The following is a 16,563-nucleotide window of genomic DNA, read 5'->3' as shown; positions in this document are numbered from 1 at the left end:
CCGACACGGGATATAACAATTTAGCGCTTAAACGTCACCGCTTCCGGCTGCGTCAAATGCAGCATGGTCTGGCTGGGGACCGTCTCGGCAATGACTCGCCCGTGACGAATAGAATATCGTGCAGGCGTCTGGCGACGAACCGCGTCAAATCCATTTTCAGCCGGTAAAATCACCAGATTCGCCGAGTTCCCCACGCTCAGGCCATAGTCCTGCAGGTGCAGAGTTTTCGCGCTGTGGGTAGTGATCAGATTCAGTCCATCATTTATCTGCCCATACCCCATCAACTGGCACACGTGTAAACCCATATGCAGCACCTGTAACATATTTGCGGTGCCTAATGGATACCACGGATCGAAGACGTCATCATGACCAAAGCAGACGTTAATCTCCGCTTCCAGCATCTCTTTGACACGCGTGACGCCGCGGCGTTTAGGATAAGTGTCAAAGCGTCCTTGCAGGTGAATATTGACCAGCGGATTCGCCACGAAGTTAATACCGGACATTTTTAACAGGCGGAAAAGACGGGAAGCATATGCGCCGTTATAGGAGTGCATTGCCGTGGTATGACTGGCGGTCACGCGCTCGCCCATATTGTAGCGATGCGCCAGCGCTGCGACGGTTTCAACAAAGCGTGATTGCTCATCGTCAATTTCGTCGCAGTGCACATCGATAAGTCGGTCGTATTTTTGCGCCAGGGCGAAGATTTTGTGCAGCGACTCCACGCCATATTCACGCGTAAATTCAAAGTGGGGAATCGCGCCGATGACGTCGGCTCCCAAACGCACGGCCTCTTCTAACAGCGCTTCACCGTTGGGATAAGACAGAATACCTTCTTGCGGGAATGCGACAATTTGCAGCTCTACCCACGGCGCAACCTCCTGCTTCACTTCCAGCATGGCTTTCAAAGCCGTTAGCGTAGGATCGGAAACGTCAACGTGGGTACGGACATACTGGATACCGTTCGCCATCTGCCATTTCAGGGTCTGCATCGCGCGCGCTTTGACGTCTTCGTGAGTCAGCATTGCCTTACGCTCGGCCCAGCGCTCAATGCCCTCAAACAACGTACCTGACTGGTTCCAGCTCGGCTCACCCGCGGTTTGCGTGGTATCCAGATGAATATGTGGCTCAACGAAAGGTGGGATTGCCAGACCGCCCTCGGCATCAAGTACTTCGCCTTGCGGCAATGCAGCTGCGTCCTGAGGCTCAATCCGGCTGAAGCGCCCGTTTTCAATCGTGAGCTGCCACAATCCTTCGCGTCCCTGTAAACGCGCCTGACGGATGGTGATGTTATTGTTCTGCATGGCTGACCTCTGGTGATTTAGCAAGGCTGCGATTGAAAAGTGGATTCAGCAGGATATAGCTGAATACGCCGCCGAGTACGGCGTTGACTGGCACAATACCGGGAATATAGTGACCGGCGGCGATGCCCAGTGCAACGGACAAAATAGCTATCCAGTTGACGGTCATAAATCGTGCTTTGCTGAAATCGGCATATCGGCGATGGTTCAGCAGATAGTCGGCGATAATTACCCCGCCAATCGGTGGAATCGCTGCCGACAGAAATGTTAGCCAGCCAACAAAGTTATTGTAAAGCCACAGCGCGCAGAGTGTGCCAATAATGCCGTTAGCCACCGACAGCGTACGGCTGGAAAGGCCGGTAATATTGGCAAAGCCCAGACCTGATGCATACAGCGCGTTGTCATTGGTGGTCCAGATATTCAGGCCGAGTACCACAATCGCTGGCAGCAGCAGGCCCTGGGCTATCATCACGTCAGAAATATCCGCTTGCCCGACAGCGGCAGCGCCCGCAGCCCCGAAGATAAACATCAACGAGTTGCCGAGGAAAAAAGCGATCATGGCAATTAGCACCGCGCCTTTGGCATTGCGGCCAAAGCGAACGAAGTCGGCGGTTAACGTCCCGGCGCTGACAAACGAGCCTACCACCAGCGCCAGAGCGGTGGAGAAATTAAGCGGCGTTTGCGGCACAATCGCTTTTAAATGGACTAAACCGCCGACATCGCTTACCGCCAGCCAGACGGAGTAGCTGCCAAGAATGACGATGGCGGGCACGGCGATGATAGATAAAATGGTCAGTGCCGAGATGCCAAAAACGATGGTCATCGTCATCAGCAGACCGGAAACCGCAATCAGGATATTGACGTCAATTCCCGTCGCTTTGCCAACCGGAATGGCAAACATGGCCACACCCACGCCAAACCAACCCACCTGGGTACCGCCTAATAGCAGTGAAGGAAGCCAGGAGCCTTTCACCCCAAATGAGTAACGCGCCAGAAGGTGGGTTGAGAGCCCTGTTTTTGCGCCGATGAAACCGAGAAATGCAGTGTAAATACCGAGGAGAAGATTACCGAAGAGAACTGCCAGGAAGAAATCATTATAAGAAAGACCGGTACCGAGTGTGCCACCGGTCCACATACTGGCGGAAAAAAATGTGAGCCCCAACATAACAAACGTTAGTGGTATCACGCCTTTCCGCGCCGCCAGAGGGACGGGGCCCTGGCTATAATTGTTGTCCTGCGACACAACGCCTCCATGAATTTTGCCCAAAAAATCCGCCGCATAATATACAGTTCTCAGAATAAAGCAAACGTTTCCGTGTGATATTTTCTTGATAATTATTCATGGCATTAATGGTTTGCTGGTTTTTCTCCGTCGTCAGTGAACCACCGCGTGTGAGTTGAGTTTCCAGCATGGTTTGCGAACGAATAAGTTCGTCTGTGAGTAATACCAGTAAGCTGACCATGTAAGCGGAAAAATATTAGCTCCCCATCCATCAGCGTCAGGCTGTGGCAGGGGAGCTCGAAGAGTTACACTTCCAGGTAATTCAGTATCCCGTCAGCCGCTTTACGACCTTCGGCAATCGCGGTGACCACCAGATCCGAACCGCGCACGATGTCGCCACCGGCGAAGATTTTCGGGTTGCTGGTCTGGAAGGCGATGTCACTGCGTTCCGGAGCGATAATCCGGCCCTGAGAATCCAGTTCGACGCTGTGTTTTGCCAACCATTCCATACTGTGCGGACGGAAACCAAACGCCAGTACCACCGCATCCGCCGGTACAACGTGCTCGGAACCGGCGACGATCTCCGCGCGGCGACGACCTTTCGCATCCGGTTCGCCCATTTCGGTACGCGCCATTTTCACGCCGCATACTTTACCGTTGGCATTCACTTCCACACCTAACGGCTGTACGTTGAACTGGAATTCCACGCCTTCTTCACGCGCGTTTTTCACCTCGCGTTTGGAGCCCGGCATGTTCTCTTCGTCGCGGCGATAGGCGCAGATTACGTGCGCTGCGTTCTGGCGAATCGAGGTGCGCACACAGTCCATCGCGGTATCGCCCCCGCCGAGAACGACGACGCGTTTGCCTTCCATGCTGATGTACGGCTCGTCGCTGCTTTCGCCAAAGCCCATTAACTGTTTGGTATTGGCGATCAGGAACGGCAGGGCGTCGAATACGCCGGAAGCGTCTTCGTTTTCCAGCCCACCGCGCATGGATTGGTAAGTACCCACGCCGAGGAACACCGCGTCGTAATCCTTCAGCAGGTCGTCGAGCTGTACGTCGCGACCCACTTCGGTATTGAGTTTGAACTCAATACCCATGCCGGTGAAGATTTCACGGCGGCGGGTCATGACCTCTTTCTCCAGCTTGAAAGCCGGGATGCCGAAGGTCAGCAGACCACCGATCTCCGGATGACGATCAAACACCACCGCCTTCACGCCGTTGCGGGTTAGCACATCAGCGCAGGCCAGGCCCGCCGGACCCGCACCGATAATCGCCACGCGTTTGTCCGTCTGGCGCACACCGGTCATATCCGGACGCCAGCCCATTTCGAACGCTTTATCGTTGATATAGCGCTCGATGTTACCGATGGTCACCGCGCCGAACTCGTCGTTCAGGGTACAGGATCCTTCACACAGACGATCCTGCGGGCAGACGCGACCGCAAACTTCCGGCAGGGTGTTAGTCTGGTGTGACAGCTCGGCCGCTTCAAAAATACGCCCCTCGTTGGCCAGCTTCAGCCAGTTCGGGATGTAGTTATGCACCGGGCACTTCCACTCGCAGTACGGGTTGCCGCAGGACAGGCAGCGATCTGCCTGCGCTTTGGCCTGACCTTCGGAAAACGGCTCGTAGATCTCGATAAACTCGATCTTACGGATCTTCAGCGGTTTCTTCGGCGGATCAACGCGCTGCAGGTCGATAAATTGGTATACGTTCTGACTCATTGCTGCTACCCCTTACTGCGCCTGCACACGCAGCTCTGCTGCGCTACGACTACGGTGACCCAACAGTGCTTTCACATCACTGGATTTTGGTTTTACCAGCGCGAATTTCGCTGAGAATGCTGGCCAGTTAGCCAGGATCTCTTCGCCGTGTGAAGAGCCGGTATGTTGCACGTGCTCGGTAATCAGACCGCGCAGGTGTTCCTCATGAATGGCCAGAGAATCAACGTCCAGCACTTCCACCAGTTCCGGGTTCACGCGCTTGCGGAAATCACCGTCTTCATCCAGTACGTAGGCGAATCCTCCCGTCATACCCGCCCCGAAGTTGACGCCCGTTTTACCGAGAATACAGACGATGCCGCCGGTCATATACTCGCAGCCGTTGTCGCCGATACCTTCCACCACGGTGATAGCGCCGGAGTTACGCACCGCAAAGCGCTCGCCCGCACGGCCTGCTGCAAACAGACGACCGCCGGTGGCGCCGTACAGGCAGGTGTTACCGATGATGCTCGCCTCATGGCTACGGAAAGCCGAGCCAACCGGAGGACGCACTGCCAGCAGGCCGCCCGCCATGCCTTTACCGACATAGTCGTTGGCATCGCCGGTCAGATACAGCTCCACGCCGCCCGCGTTCCACACGCCAAAGCTCTGGCCCGCAGTACCGTTGAAGTGTGCTTTAATCGGGTCAGATGCCAGCCCCTGATCGCCGTGGGTCTGGGCAATATAGCCAGACAGCGACGCACCCACGGAACGGTCGGTGTTGCGGATATCGAACCAGAAGGTTTTGCTCTGGCGCTCGTCGACATACGGTTTTGCTTGTTGCAGGAGCTGTGCGTTCAGTACGCCGTTATCAAACGGCGGGTTGTTCTCGGTGCAGAACAACGCCTTACCAGGATGCGGCTCGGCGGTTTCCAGCAGACGAGACAGTTCCAGTTTCTGTTGCTTGGCGGTAAACCCTTCCAGCTCTTTGAGCAGGTCGGTACGACCAATCAGATCCACCAGACGTTTCACGCCCAGCTCGGCCATCAGCTCGCGCACTTCGCGGGCGATAAATTCAAAGTAGTTGGTCACTTTGAACGGCAGACCGTGATAGTGGTTCTTACGCAGTTTGTCGTCCTGAGTTGCCACGCCGGTTGCGCAGTTGTTCAGATGGCAAATACGCAGATATTTACAGCCCAGCGCGACCATTGGACCGGTGCCGAAACCGAAGCTTTCCGCGCCGAGAATCGCCGCTTTAATGATATCCACGCCAGTTTTCAGACCGCCATCGACCTGCAGACGAATCTTGTGACGCAGACCGTTGGCGACCAGCGCCTGCTGGGTCTCCACCAGACCCAGCTCCCATGGGCAGCCCGCATATTTCACCGAGGAGAGCGGGCTTGCGCCGGTGCCGCCGTCGTAGCCAGCGATGGTGATGAGGTCTGCATAGGCTTTTGCCACGCCGGTGGCGATGGTGCCGACGCCTGGTTCAGAAACCAGCTTCACCGAGATCATCGCTTTCGGGTTGACCTGTTTGAGGTCGAAAATCAGCTGCGCTAAGTCCTCGATAGAGTAGATATCGTGGTGCGGCGGCGGGGAGATCAGCGTCACGCCCGGCACTGAATAGCGCAGTTTAGCGATGTACGGGGTAACTTTATCACCCGGCAACTGACCGCCTTCGCCCGGTTTCGCGCCCTGAGCGACTTTAATCTGAATGACGTCGGCGTTGACCAGGTACGCCGGGGTTACGCCAAAGCGACCGGAAGCCACCTGCTTAATACGCGATACCTTGTTGGTGCCATAACGCGTAGGATCTTCGCCGCCTTCGCCAGAGTTAGAGTTACCACCGATGCTGTTCATCGCTTCCGCCAACGCCTCGTGTGCTTCCGGGCTTAATGCGCCGATAGACATGGCTGCTGTATCAAAGCGTTTAAATAATTCGCTCGCGGGTTCTACCTCGTCAATGCTCACGGCTTCATCGCCGGGCGTAATCGCCAGCAGATCGCGCAGCGTGGCCGCCGGACGCTCATTGACCAGCCTGGCATATTCCTGATAGTCGCTGTATTCGCCGCTTTGTACTGCCTGTTGCAGTGTGCGCACCACGTCCGGGTTGTAAGCGTGGTATTCACCGCCGTGGACGTACTTCAGCAAACCGCCCTGGCTAATAGGTTTCCGCGCCAGCCAGGCATGTTTCGAGAGGTTTAGCAGATCCTGCTGGAAGTCGACAAACCCTGCGCCGCTGATGCGGCTGACTACGCCCTGGAAGCACAGCGCCACGACATCATCATGCAGACCAACGGCTTCAAACAGCTTCGAGCAGCGGTAAGAGGCGATGGTTGAGATGCCCATTTTGGACATGATTTTGTACAGACCTTTGTTGATGCCGTTACGGTAGTTCAGCATCACGGTCCGGTAATCTTTGGCAATCGCCTGAGTGTCGATCAGACGCCCCAGCGTTTCATACGCCAGATACGGATAAATGGCTGTCGCGCCAAAGCCGAGCAGTACCGCGAAGTGGTGCGGGTCACGGGCGCTCGCCGTTTCAACGATGATGTTGGCGTCGCAACGCAGGCTTTGTTCTACCAGACGCGTTTGCACTGCGCCCACGGCCATTGGTGCCGGAACCGGCAGACGGTTTTTTGCGATATTACGGTCAGAGAGCACCAGCAGTACCGTGCCGTTACGTACCATCTGTTCCGCCTTATCGCACAAGGCTTTGACGGTCTCTTCGAGCGTGGTTTCGGTCACGTCGAAGGTGATATCCAGACGGTCAGCGCGATAATGCTCCTCTTTCATGGTGGTGAGCTGGGTGAAATCGGAGTACAGCAGGATCGGCGATTTAAAGCTCAGACGGTGTGCCTGACCTTCCGCTTCGCAGAAGACATTCATCTCGCGACCGATGCTGGTGGCCAGCGACATAACGTGCGCTTCACGCAGCGGGTCGATAGGCGGGTTAGTCACCTGCGCGAACTGCTGGCGGAAGTAGTCATAAATGATGCGCGGCTGGCTGGACAGCACGGCAAACGGGGTATCATCCCCCATGGAACCGACCGCTTCCTGGCCGTTTTCACCGAGTACGCGGATCACGGAATCCAGCTCTTCGGCACTGTAGTTAAACTGTTTCTGGTAGCTGGCGAGGGTATCATCGTCCAGCTCGCGGCTGCCGACCTGATCGTCAGCCAGCTCTTCGAACGGCACCAGACGACGAACGTTTTTCTCCATCCACTCTTTGTACGGGTGGCGGCTTTTCAGGTCATTGTCGGTTTCGGCAGAGTGCAGAATGCGCCCGCTGCGGGTGTCGATAACCATCAGCTCGCCAGGGCCGACGCGACCTTTCTCGACGACTTCATCCGGCTGATAATCCCAGATCCCAACTTCAGAGGCGCAGGTAATCAGCTTGTCTTTGGTGATGACGTAGCGCGCCGGACGCAGGCCGTTACGGTCAAGGTTACAGGCGGCAAAGCGGCCGTCGGACATAACAATGCCCGCCGGGCCATCCCACGGCTCCATGTGCATGGAGTTAAAGTCAAAGAACGCGCGCAGCTCCGGGTCCATATCCGGGTTGTTCTGCCAGGCCGGCGGCACCAGTAAACGCATGGCGCGAATAATGTCCATCCCGCCAGCCAGCAGCAGTTCCAGCATGTTATCCATTGAGCTGGAGTCGGAGCCGGTTTCGTTAACGAACGGTGCGGCGTCGTGCAGGTCAGGGATCAGTGGCGTCTGGAATTTATAGGTACGTGCGCGTGCCCACTGGCGGTTGCCGGTGATGGTGTTGATTTCACCGTTATGCGCCAGGTAGCGGAACGGTTGCGCCAGCGGCCAGCGCGGTACGGTATTGGTGGAGAAGCGCTGGTGGAACAGGCAGATGGCCGATTCCAGACGCAGGTCCGCCAGGTCCAGGTAAAAGCGCGGCAGATCCGCCGGCATACACAGACCTTTATAGATATTGACCAGGTTCGACAAGCTACAGACGTAGAAGTCTTTATCGTCCTGGAGGCGTTTTTCGATACGACGGCGCGCGATGAACAGGCGGCGCTCCATATCACGTGGACGCCAGCCCGCAGGGGCGTTGACAAAAATTTGCTCGATACGAGGCAGGGAGGAGAGGGCGATTTCACCGAGAACACCTTCGTTGGTCGGCACGTCGCGCCAGCCGACAATCGACAGGGTCTCCTGCTGTAATTCTTCTTCGACAATGCGACGAGAAGCCGCAGCCAGTTCAGCGTCTTTATTTAAAAAGATCATGCCGACGGCATAGTTTTTAGCTAAACGCCAGCCGCGCTCTTGCGCCACGATGCGGAAAAAGCGGTCAGGTTTTTGTAACAGCAAACCGCAACCATCGCCGGTTTTACCATCGGCTAGAATTGCGCCACGGTGCTGCATGCGGGCCAGTGCGTGTATGGCGGTACGCACTACCTTGTGGCTAGGTTCGCCTTCTATGTGGGCGATCAGGCCGAAACCACAGTTATCCCTCTCAAGGGATTTATCGTACAACATATCAGTGAACCTCCCCAGGCTCTGCGGGATTCCCATCTGGACCGTTGCGCACGGGCACACCAAGAGCATGGCGACGGGGTTTGCGTGTCATACGCTTACCTCGCATTCGCCCTCTTTATCCTTTTCGCATAGGTCAAACAAGTTTGAGGACTTGCTTCAGAGGGAATCTCAATTACTGCATAAATATGATGAGCAGACTGCTCATCCAGAAAGCTTCCAGCGGATTTCCACGTTATCGGGAATCCACACACAGGTCAAATGGCAATCTTATTTATGCAAAAATGTGCTATAGGGCGATTAACTTTATGAATATGTTGAAAATTAAGGCTTTTTTACATTGATTTAACGCAAGGAGAATGGAGAGCGAAGTGTGATCTGTCTCACTGTCAGAAAGGCTGTATATCCCCCGTCCTCCCTTTGTTTATCGCTATGCTTGGCATTTTATGCTGGTTTTTGGAGTTTTGGCGTCTTAAAGATACTGTTTTTATGCCGAGAGTATAAGAAGATAAAAAAAACAGTCGGATATAAGGAAAAGTAATTTCATTTTTAATGAATGAAATTTCGATTATTTTGATTTGTTATGCAATGAATAAAGGCACGCCAGGGCGATTGATCCAGGTCATCGCCGACTGGGGCAAAAAATGGCAGGCTTTGGCCTCTTTTCAAGGCGCGGTCTACCAGATTATGCAGTTACAGAAATTAGTCAATATGTTTGGTGGGGATCTTTCTCGCCGTTACGGGCAAAAGGTTCATAAACTCACGCTTCACGGCGGCTTTAGCTGTCCAAATCGTGATGGCACCATCGGACGTGGTGGATGTACTTTCTGCAATGTCGCCTCGTTTGCCGATGAAGCACAGCAGCACCATTCTATTGCCGAGCAGCTTGAGCATCAGGCGCATCTGGTCAATCGCGCGAAACGCTATCTGGCCTATTTCCAGGCCTATACCAGCACCTTTGCTGAAGTGCAGGTGCTGCGTTCGATGTATCAGCAGGCGGTTAGCCAGGCCAGTATCGTCGGGTTATGCGTTGGGACGCGCCCCGACTGTGTGCCGGATGCGGTACTCGATCTGCTTTGCGAGTATAAAGACCTCGGCTATGAGGTATGGCTGGAACTCGGTTTGCAAACTGCGCATGACAAAACCCTGCATCGTATTAACCGCGGCCATGATTTTGCCTGCTACCAACGCACTACGCGACTGGCACGCGAGCGTGGGCTGAAAGTGTGCTCGCACCTGATTGTCGGTCTGCCGGGAGAAGGGCAGGCAGAATGCCTGCAAACCATGGAACGTGTAGTGGAGACGGGTGTTGACGGTATTAAGCTGCACCCGCTGCATATTGTGAAAGGCAGTACGATGGCGAAAGCCTGGGAAGCCGGGCGGCTGAACGGAATTGAACTGGACGACTATACGGTTACCGCCGGGGAGATGATCCGTCATACGCCGCCAGAGGTGATTTATCATCGAATTTCCGCCAGCGCGCGCCGCCCAACGCTGTTGGCACCGCTATGGTGTGAAAACCGCTGGACCGGCATGGTCGAACTGGATAAGTACCTTAACAAGTACGGTGTGCAAGGCTCGGCGCTCGGTACGCCATGGGTACAGCCTGAGAACTAACTCTCCGTAGGCCGGATAAGGCAAAGCCGACATCCGGCAATCTGCGCCTGCTTGCCTGATGGCGCTTTGCTTATCAGGCCTACGATGGCCTCTCCGCGGTCATTTCACCGATAACCTCCGCATTTCTTGCACAATCTTCAACGTCACGCTGAGAATTGAGTATTATTGTGCCAAGTTGTCGTGAAGGAACCCTCTATGAAGCAAATCCGTATGCTGGCGCAATATTACGTCGACCTGATGATGAAGTTAGGTCTGGTGCGCTTTTCGCTGCTATTAGCGCTGGCTTTGGTGGTGTTGGCAATTGTGGTGCAAATGGCTGTCACCATGGTGCTGCATGGCCAGGTAGAAAGCATTGATGTCATCCGCTCTATCTTTTTTGGTCTGTTAATTACCCCCTGGGCCGTCTATTTTTTGTCAGTGGTGGTGGAGCAACTGGAGGAGTCCCGGCAGCGTCTGTCACGACTGGTGCAAAAGCTGGAAGAGATGCGCGAGCGCGATCTCAAGCTCAATGTGCAGTTGAAAGATAATATTGCCCAGCTCAATCAGGAAATTGTTGAGCGTGAAAAAGCCGAAGCGGAGCGCCAGGAAACGTTTGAACAGCTGAAGGTCGAAATCAAAGAGCGCGAAGAGGCGCAGATTCAGCTTGAGCAACAGTCTTCATTTTTACGCTCTTTCCTTGATGCCTCGCCGGATCTGGTCTTTTATCGTAATGAAGATAAAGAATTTTCCGGCTGTAACCGCGCCATGGAGCTGCTGACCGGCAAGAGTGAAAAGCAACTGGTGAATTTAAAACCGGCTGACGTTTACTCCCCTGAGGCGGCGGAAAAAGTTATTGAGACCGACGAGAAGGTGTTTCGTCATAACGTCTCGCTCACTTATGAACAGTGGCTGGACTACCCGGATGGACGCAAAGCCTGCTTTGAAATTCGTAAAGTGCCTTACTATGACCGCGTAGGTAAACGACATGGTCTGATGGGCTTTGGGCGCGATATTACCGAGCGTAAGCGTTATCAGGACGCGCTTGAGCGCGCCAGCCGCGATAAGACCACCTTTATTTCTACCATCAGCCACGAGCTGCGCACCCCGCTTAACGGCATTGTCGGCTTAAGCCGGATCCTGCTGGATACGGATCTGACCGCGGAACAGGAAAAATACCTGAAAACAATCCACGTCTCTGCTGTGACGCTGGGGAATATTTTCAACGATATTATCGATATGGATAAGATGGAGCGACGTAAAGTCCAGCTCGATAACCAGCCGATCGATTTCACCAGCTTTATGGCGGATCTGGAAAACCTCTCTGGCCTACAGGCGCAGCAAAAAGGGCTGCGCTTTGTGCTTGAGCCGACGTTACCGCTGCCGCATAAGGTCATTACCGACGGAACGCGTCTGCGTCAGATCCTGTGGAATCTGATCAGCAACGCCGTGAAGTTTACCCAGCAGGGGCAGGTGACCGTGCGGGCGCGCTATGACCAGGGGAATATGCTGCATTTCGAAGTTGAAGATTCCGGCATCGGCATTCCGCAGGATGAGCAGGATAAAATCTTCGCTATGTATTATCAGGTGAAGGACAGTAACGGCGGTAAACCGGCTACGGGGACCGGGATTGGTTTGGCCGTGTCGAAGCGTCTGGCGAAAAACATGGGCGGTGATATTACGGTTTCCAGCCAGGCAGGAAAAGGGTCCATCTTTACGCTAACCGTGCATGCCCCTGCGGTAGCGGAAGAGATTGAAGATGCTTTTGAAGACGATGAACTGCCGCTGCCAGCCCTGAATGTGCTGCTGGTAGAAGACATTGAGCTGAACGTTATTGTTGCGCGCTCCGTGCTGGAAAAATTAGGCAACAGCGTGGATGTCGCGATGACCGGGAAAGCCGCGCTGGAAATGTTCACGCCGGGTGAATATGACCTGGTATTACTGGATATTCAGCTACCGGATATGACTGGGCTGGATATCTCCCGCGAGTTGACGCAAAAATACTCGCGTGAAGACTTGCCGCCGCTGGTGGCCCTTACCGCCAACGTTCTGAAAGATAAAAAAGAGTATCTGGAGGCGGGAATGGACGACGTGCTGAGTAAGCCGCTGTCAGTCCCGGCTTTAACCGCCATGATCAAAAAATACTGGGATACCCGAAACAAAGAGGAGAGCACTGTGACATCTGAAGAGAGCAGTAAATCGCAAGCGCTGTTAGATATTCCTATGTTGGAACAATACCTCGAGCTGGTGGGTCCGAAGTTAATTACCGACGGGCTGGCGGTGTTTGAGAAAATGATGCCGGGATATTTGAGCGTGCTGGAATCCAATCTGACTGCACGTGATAAAAAAGGCGTGGTTGAGGAAGGTCATAAAATTAAAGGTGCGGCAGGTTCGGTGGGGCTGCGTCATCTGCAACAGTTAGGTCAGCAAATCCAGTCGCCAGATCTTCCAGCCTGGGAAGATAACGTTGCTGAATGGATTGAAGAGATGAAGCAGGAGTGGCAGCACGACGTGGCGGTACTAAAAGCCTGGGTGGCGAGCGTGGAAAAAAAATGACCCCGGCTTGACCGGGGTGCGCGAATACTGCGCCAACACCAGGGAAATCGTGGCTGCGCCGTAAATTATTGTCATTGTGTACAAAGGCGCAGCCCTATTTTTCAGGCCGCACGCAGTTAAGATAGCAAATCTTAAATAATTTGTTACATGAATCAGTTAAATGTGTGAAGCGTAGCATTTAAATCATAATAACTAATATGTTTCAGCCAGTTGAGAAAGGAGTATTACGATGAAAAAAGTGGGTGTCGTGCTCAGCGGATGCGGCGTGTATGACGGTGCAGAGATCCATGAAACTGTTCTCACGCTTCTGGCCATTGCCCGCAACGGCGCTCAGGCTGTCTGTTTCGCACCAGATAAACAACAAGCGGATGTGATTAATCATCTGACCGGCGAGCCGATGCTGGAAACTCGCAATGTGCTGATTGAAGCCGCGCGTATCACACGTGGCGATATTCGCCCACTTGCGCAGGCAGTCTCATCGGAACTGGATGCGTTGATCGTGCCGGGTGGGTTTGGTGCGGCCAAAAATCTGAGCAATTTTGCCAGTCAGGGCAGCGAATGCCGGGTTGACAGCGATTTAGCCGCGCTGGCGGTGGCCATGCATCAGGCGGGTAAGCCGTTGGGGTTTATGTGCATTGCGCCTGCCATGTTACCTAAAATTTTTGACTTCCCGCTGCGTCTGACCATCGGCACTGATATCGACACGGCAGAGGTGCTGGAAGAGATGGGCGCTGAGCATGTGCCTTGTCCGGTTGATGACATTGTCGTCGATGAAGACAACAAAATCGTCACCACGCCTGCCTATATGCTGGCGCAGGATATCGCTCAGGCTGCGAGTGGCATCGATAAACTGGTATCGCGTGTGCTGGTGCTGACTGAATGAGAAAAGGAGTAACCGCCTTTCTGCGACGTATTTTTCTGCGGGTGGTGGTTGTCCTCGCCGTATTCTGGGGCGGAGGCATCGCACTTTTCAGCGTGATGCCTGTGCCTTTCTCGGCGGTAATGGTCGAGCGACAGCTGGGCGCATGGCTGTCCGGTGATTTCGGCTATGTGGCGCACTCGGACTGGGTGAGTATGGATGAGATCTCACCGTGGATTGGACTGGCGGTGATTGCTGCGGAGGACCAGAAGTTTCCAGACCACTGGGGGTTTGACGTCACCGCCATAGAGAAAGCGCTGGCGCACAATGAACGCAATGAAAACCGCATTCGCGGGGCGTCGACGTTATCGCAACAGACGGCGAAAAACCTCTTTTTGTGGGATGGACGTAGCTGGGTGCGTAAGGGCCTTGAAGCCGGGCTAACGCTGGGTATGGAAACCGTCTGGAGTAAGAAACGTATTCTGACCGTCTATTTGAATATCGCCGAGTTTGGCGATGGGATATTTGGCGTGGAGGCGGCGGCGCAACGGTATTTTCATAAACCGGCCAGTCGGTTGAGCCTGTCTGAAGCGGCCTTGCTGGCGGCAGTATTGCCCAATCCTTTGCGTTTTAAGGCGAATGCGCCTTCTGGTTATGTGCGTAACCGCCAGGCGTGGATTATGCGCCAAATGCGCCAGTTAGGTGGTGAGTCGTTTATGCGGGAAAATAAGCTGTATTAGCGTAGTTATTGCCGGATGCGGCGTAAACGCCTTATCCGGCCTACTGGCTACGTTCTGTGTACTCGATTAATCTTCATCAAACCCTGAATTAAACAGGGCAATCACTGCGGCCAGGGCTTCTACTTCCTGTGGTCCCGTGGCTTCGACTTCTATCTGACGCCCTTTGGCTGAATCCAGCATCAGCAGAGCGATAACGCTGTTGGCCTCGGCTTCCGTTCCTTCATCATTACGCAGTAAAACTTCTGCTTCGAAACCCTGCATCAATTCAAACAGTTTCATCGCTGGGCGGGCATGCATGCCCAGCTTATTGGTGATTTCAACGGTTTGCTTCACGGTCATGATTTACGTTTTTCCAGCGTACGATGGCGTGACTGCACGTTTTTACCGCGTGAGCGGAAGTAGTCTGCCAACTGCTCAGCAATATACACCGAACGGTGTTTCCCGCCGGTACAGCCGATGGCTACGGTAAGGTAGCTACGGTTGTTGGTCTCCAGCATGGGTAACCATAGCTCAAGATAGCTGCGAGTCTGGTAAATAAAATTGTGTACTTCTGTGTGCCTGTCGAGGAATGCGGCGACGGGGCGGTCAAGACCGGTCATTGGGCGCAGCTTTGGATCCCAGTGTGGGTTAGGCAGAAAGCGCACGTCAAAGACGTAATCCGCATCAATCGGGATACCGTGTTTGAAACCAAAGGATTCGAATACCATCGTCAATTCACGTTCGCGCTTACCCAGCAGTCGGGTACGTAACATTTCCGCTAGTTCGTGTACGGACATTTCGGAGGTATCAACGATCAGGTCAGCGCGAGAGCGCAGTGGCTCCAGCAAATCGCTTTCCTTATCGATAGCGCTTTCCAGAGACAAGTTCTTGCTGGAGAGCGGGTGTAAACGGCGCGTGTCACTGTAGCGACGAATCAGCGTGTTACGGTCTGCATCAAGGAACAGCAGCTGTGGTGAGAAACCCTCGGGCAGATTATTCATTGCCTGCTCAAAAATTTCCGGGGACTCAGGCATGTTGCGCACATCAATGCTGACGGCCGCAGAAATCTGGCGATCGGCCAGTGTACGAGCCAGATCGGGCAACAGCACTACGGGAAGGTTATCCACGCAGTAAAAACCCATATCTTCCAGCGCACGCAGGGCGACGGATTTGCCTGACCCTGAACGACCGCTGACGATCATCAGTACCATGTACTGTTTCTCCTCACAACGACAAAAAAGGATGCCATTGGGTTGTTATGCTTCATCCTGTCCACCTTCGGTGTCCGTGATGATTTGATACAACTCCTGGTCACTCTGTGCGGCGCGCAGGCGACGGCAGATGGTTTTATCTGCCAGACGTTTGGCGACCAGCGACAATGTATGCAAATGTGTCTTGGTTTGGTCTGCCGGGACCAGCAGGGCGAAAAGCAGGTCGACGGGTTGATTATCAATGGCGTCGAAGGCGATGGGCGTTTCGAGTTGCACAAACACACCAACCGCGCGCATCGTGTCTTCTTCCAGCTTGCCATGCGGGATGACAATACCGTTACCGATGCCGGTACTGCCCATTTTTTCACGCGTCAGAATGGCTTCAAATACCACCTGAGAGGGCAGGCTGAGCTGTTTTGCCGCCAGTTCACTGATGATTTCCAGTGCGCGTTTCTTGCTTTGGCAGTGAACGGCCGCACGCGTACATTCCTGGTTAAGAACATTGCTCAGTTGTAGAGTCGTATCGTTATTTATCATAATTTCACCTAAGCGCTAACCGTACAAATGGCCCGTTGTGCTGCACAACAGGCCGTCCTGCACCCGCTAACTGCCCGGACAAGTTAGTGCTGTTTCAGTTTATCTTTATGTTTTGTTAACTGCCGAGCCAGTTTATCAATTAAACCGTCAATGGCGGCGTACATATCCTGACCTTCCGCGCTGGCATGAATTTCGCCACCGTTTACATGCAGTGTTGCATCCGAGATATGTGTAACCTTCTCCACTTTCAACACAATATAGACCTGATTAATCCGGTCGAAATATTGTTCAAGCTTGGCGAACTTGGTATTAACAAACTCGCGCAGAGCTTCCGTGATTTCGACGTTGTTTCCAGTGATGTTGAGCTGCATAGT

The 16,563-nt window shown here is 53.9% G+C and carries 12 protein-coding genes and 1 pseudogene; 4 read left to right on the top strand and 9 right to left on the bottom strand.

The window, feature by feature from the left end:
* Positions 1-20: 20 nt before the first annotated feature.
* The 5 genes and pseudogenes from FDX04_RS17225 to gltB all read right to left on the bottom strand — a co-directional run bounded on the left by FDX04_RS17225 (position 21) and on the right by gltB (position 8,717).
* Entirely contained in the window at positions 21-1,301 is a 1,281-nt protein-coding gene (locus FDX04_RS17225; RefSeq protein WP_137360141.1) for a cytosine deaminase, read from the bottom strand.
* Positions 1,288-2,541, bottom strand: coding sequence for a cytosine permease (gene codB, locus FDX04_RS17220; RefSeq protein WP_137360140.1), 1,254 nt, complete (start codon positions 2,539-2,541; stop codon positions 1,288-1,290). Before codB ends, FDX04_RS17225 begins: the two co-directional genes overlap by 14 nt.
* Positions 2,542-2,659: 118 nt before the next feature.
* Positions 2,660-2,743: pseudogene (locus FDX04_RS24520) on the bottom strand (hypothetical protein); the annotation flags it as partial.
* A gap of 82 nt (positions 2,744-2,825) precedes the next feature.
* Positions 2,826-4,244: a glutamate synthase small subunit gene (locus FDX04_RS17210; protein ID WP_137371272.1), complete on the bottom strand. Its 1,419-nt coding sequence runs from the start codon at positions 4,242-4,244 to the stop codon at positions 2,826-2,828.
* A 12-nt stretch (positions 4,245-4,256) separates the two neighbouring features.
* Positions 4,257-8,717: a glutamate synthase large subunit gene (gltB, locus tag FDX04_RS17205; RefSeq protein ID WP_137360137.1), complete on the bottom strand. Its 4,461-nt coding sequence runs from the start codon at positions 8,715-8,717 to the stop codon at positions 4,257-4,259.
* A gap of 684 nt (positions 8,718-9,401) precedes the next feature.
* On the opposite strand from gltB, the gene FDX04_RS17200 reads away from it, so the two are divergent.
* From FDX04_RS17200 to mtgA, 4 genes are all read left to right on the top strand, one after another.
* Entirely contained in the window at positions 9,402-10,331 is a 930-nt protein-coding gene (locus FDX04_RS17200) for a TIGR01212 family radical SAM protein (protein WP_103014945.1), read from the top strand.
* A gap of 195 nt (positions 10,332-10,526) precedes the next feature.
* Positions 10,527-12,863, top strand: a complete 2,337-nt coding sequence (arcB, locus tag FDX04_RS17195; RefSeq protein WP_137360136.1) for an aerobic respiration two-component sensor histidine kinase ArcB — start codon at positions 10,527-10,529, stop codon at positions 12,861-12,863.
* 229 nt (positions 12,864-13,092) lie between these two features.
* A complete protein-coding gene (elbB, locus tag FDX04_RS17190; RefSeq protein ID WP_003828774.1) occupies positions 13,093-13,746 on the top strand; it encodes an isoprenoid biosynthesis glyoxalase ElbB in 654 nt (217 codons plus the stop codon).
* Complete coding sequence (mtgA, locus tag FDX04_RS17185) at positions 13,743-14,462, top strand: monofunctional biosynthetic peptidoglycan transglycosylase (RefSeq protein ID WP_137371271.1); 720 nt, start codon at positions 13,743-13,745, stop codon at positions 14,460-14,462. Before elbB ends, mtgA begins: the two co-directional genes overlap by 4 nt.
* Before the next feature lie 66 nt (positions 14,463-14,528).
* On the opposite strand, the gene npr is transcribed toward mtgA, so the two are convergent.
* The 4 genes from npr to hpf all read right to left on the bottom strand — a co-directional run bounded on the left by npr (position 14,529) and on the right by hpf (position 16,560).
* Positions 14,529-14,801: a PTS phosphocarrier protein NPr gene (gene npr, locus FDX04_RS17180; RefSeq protein WP_003828770.1), complete on the bottom strand. Its 273-nt coding sequence runs from the start codon at positions 14,799-14,801 to the stop codon at positions 14,529-14,531.
* Positions 14,798-15,652, bottom strand: coding sequence for an RNase adapter RapZ (gene rapZ / locus FDX04_RS17175; protein WP_003025085.1), 855 nt, complete (start codon positions 15,650-15,652; stop codon positions 14,798-14,800). The genes npr and rapZ overlap by 4 nt, the downstream gene beginning before the upstream one ends.
* A gap of 45 nt (positions 15,653-15,697) precedes the next feature.
* A complete protein-coding gene (gene ptsN, locus FDX04_RS17170) occupies positions 15,698-16,189 on the bottom strand; it encodes a PTS IIA-like nitrogen regulatory protein PtsN (RefSeq protein WP_137371270.1) in 492 nt (163 codons plus the stop codon).
* Between the two features lie 83 nt (positions 16,190-16,272).
* Positions 16,273-16,560, bottom strand: a complete 288-nt coding sequence (gene hpf, locus FDX04_RS17165; RefSeq protein WP_038634275.1) for a ribosome hibernation promoting factor — start codon at positions 16,558-16,560, stop codon at positions 16,273-16,275.
* Between the last annotated feature and the right edge of the window lie 3 nt (positions 16,561-16,563).

The organism is Citrobacter sp. wls615 (assembly GCF_005281355.1).
GTDB lineage: Bacteria > Pseudomonadota > Gammaproteobacteria > Enterobacterales > Enterobacteriaceae > Citrobacter > Citrobacter werkmanii.
The sequence above is the reverse complement of the archived record's forward strand: the minus strand, read 5'-3'. Positions and strand labels throughout refer to the sequence as shown.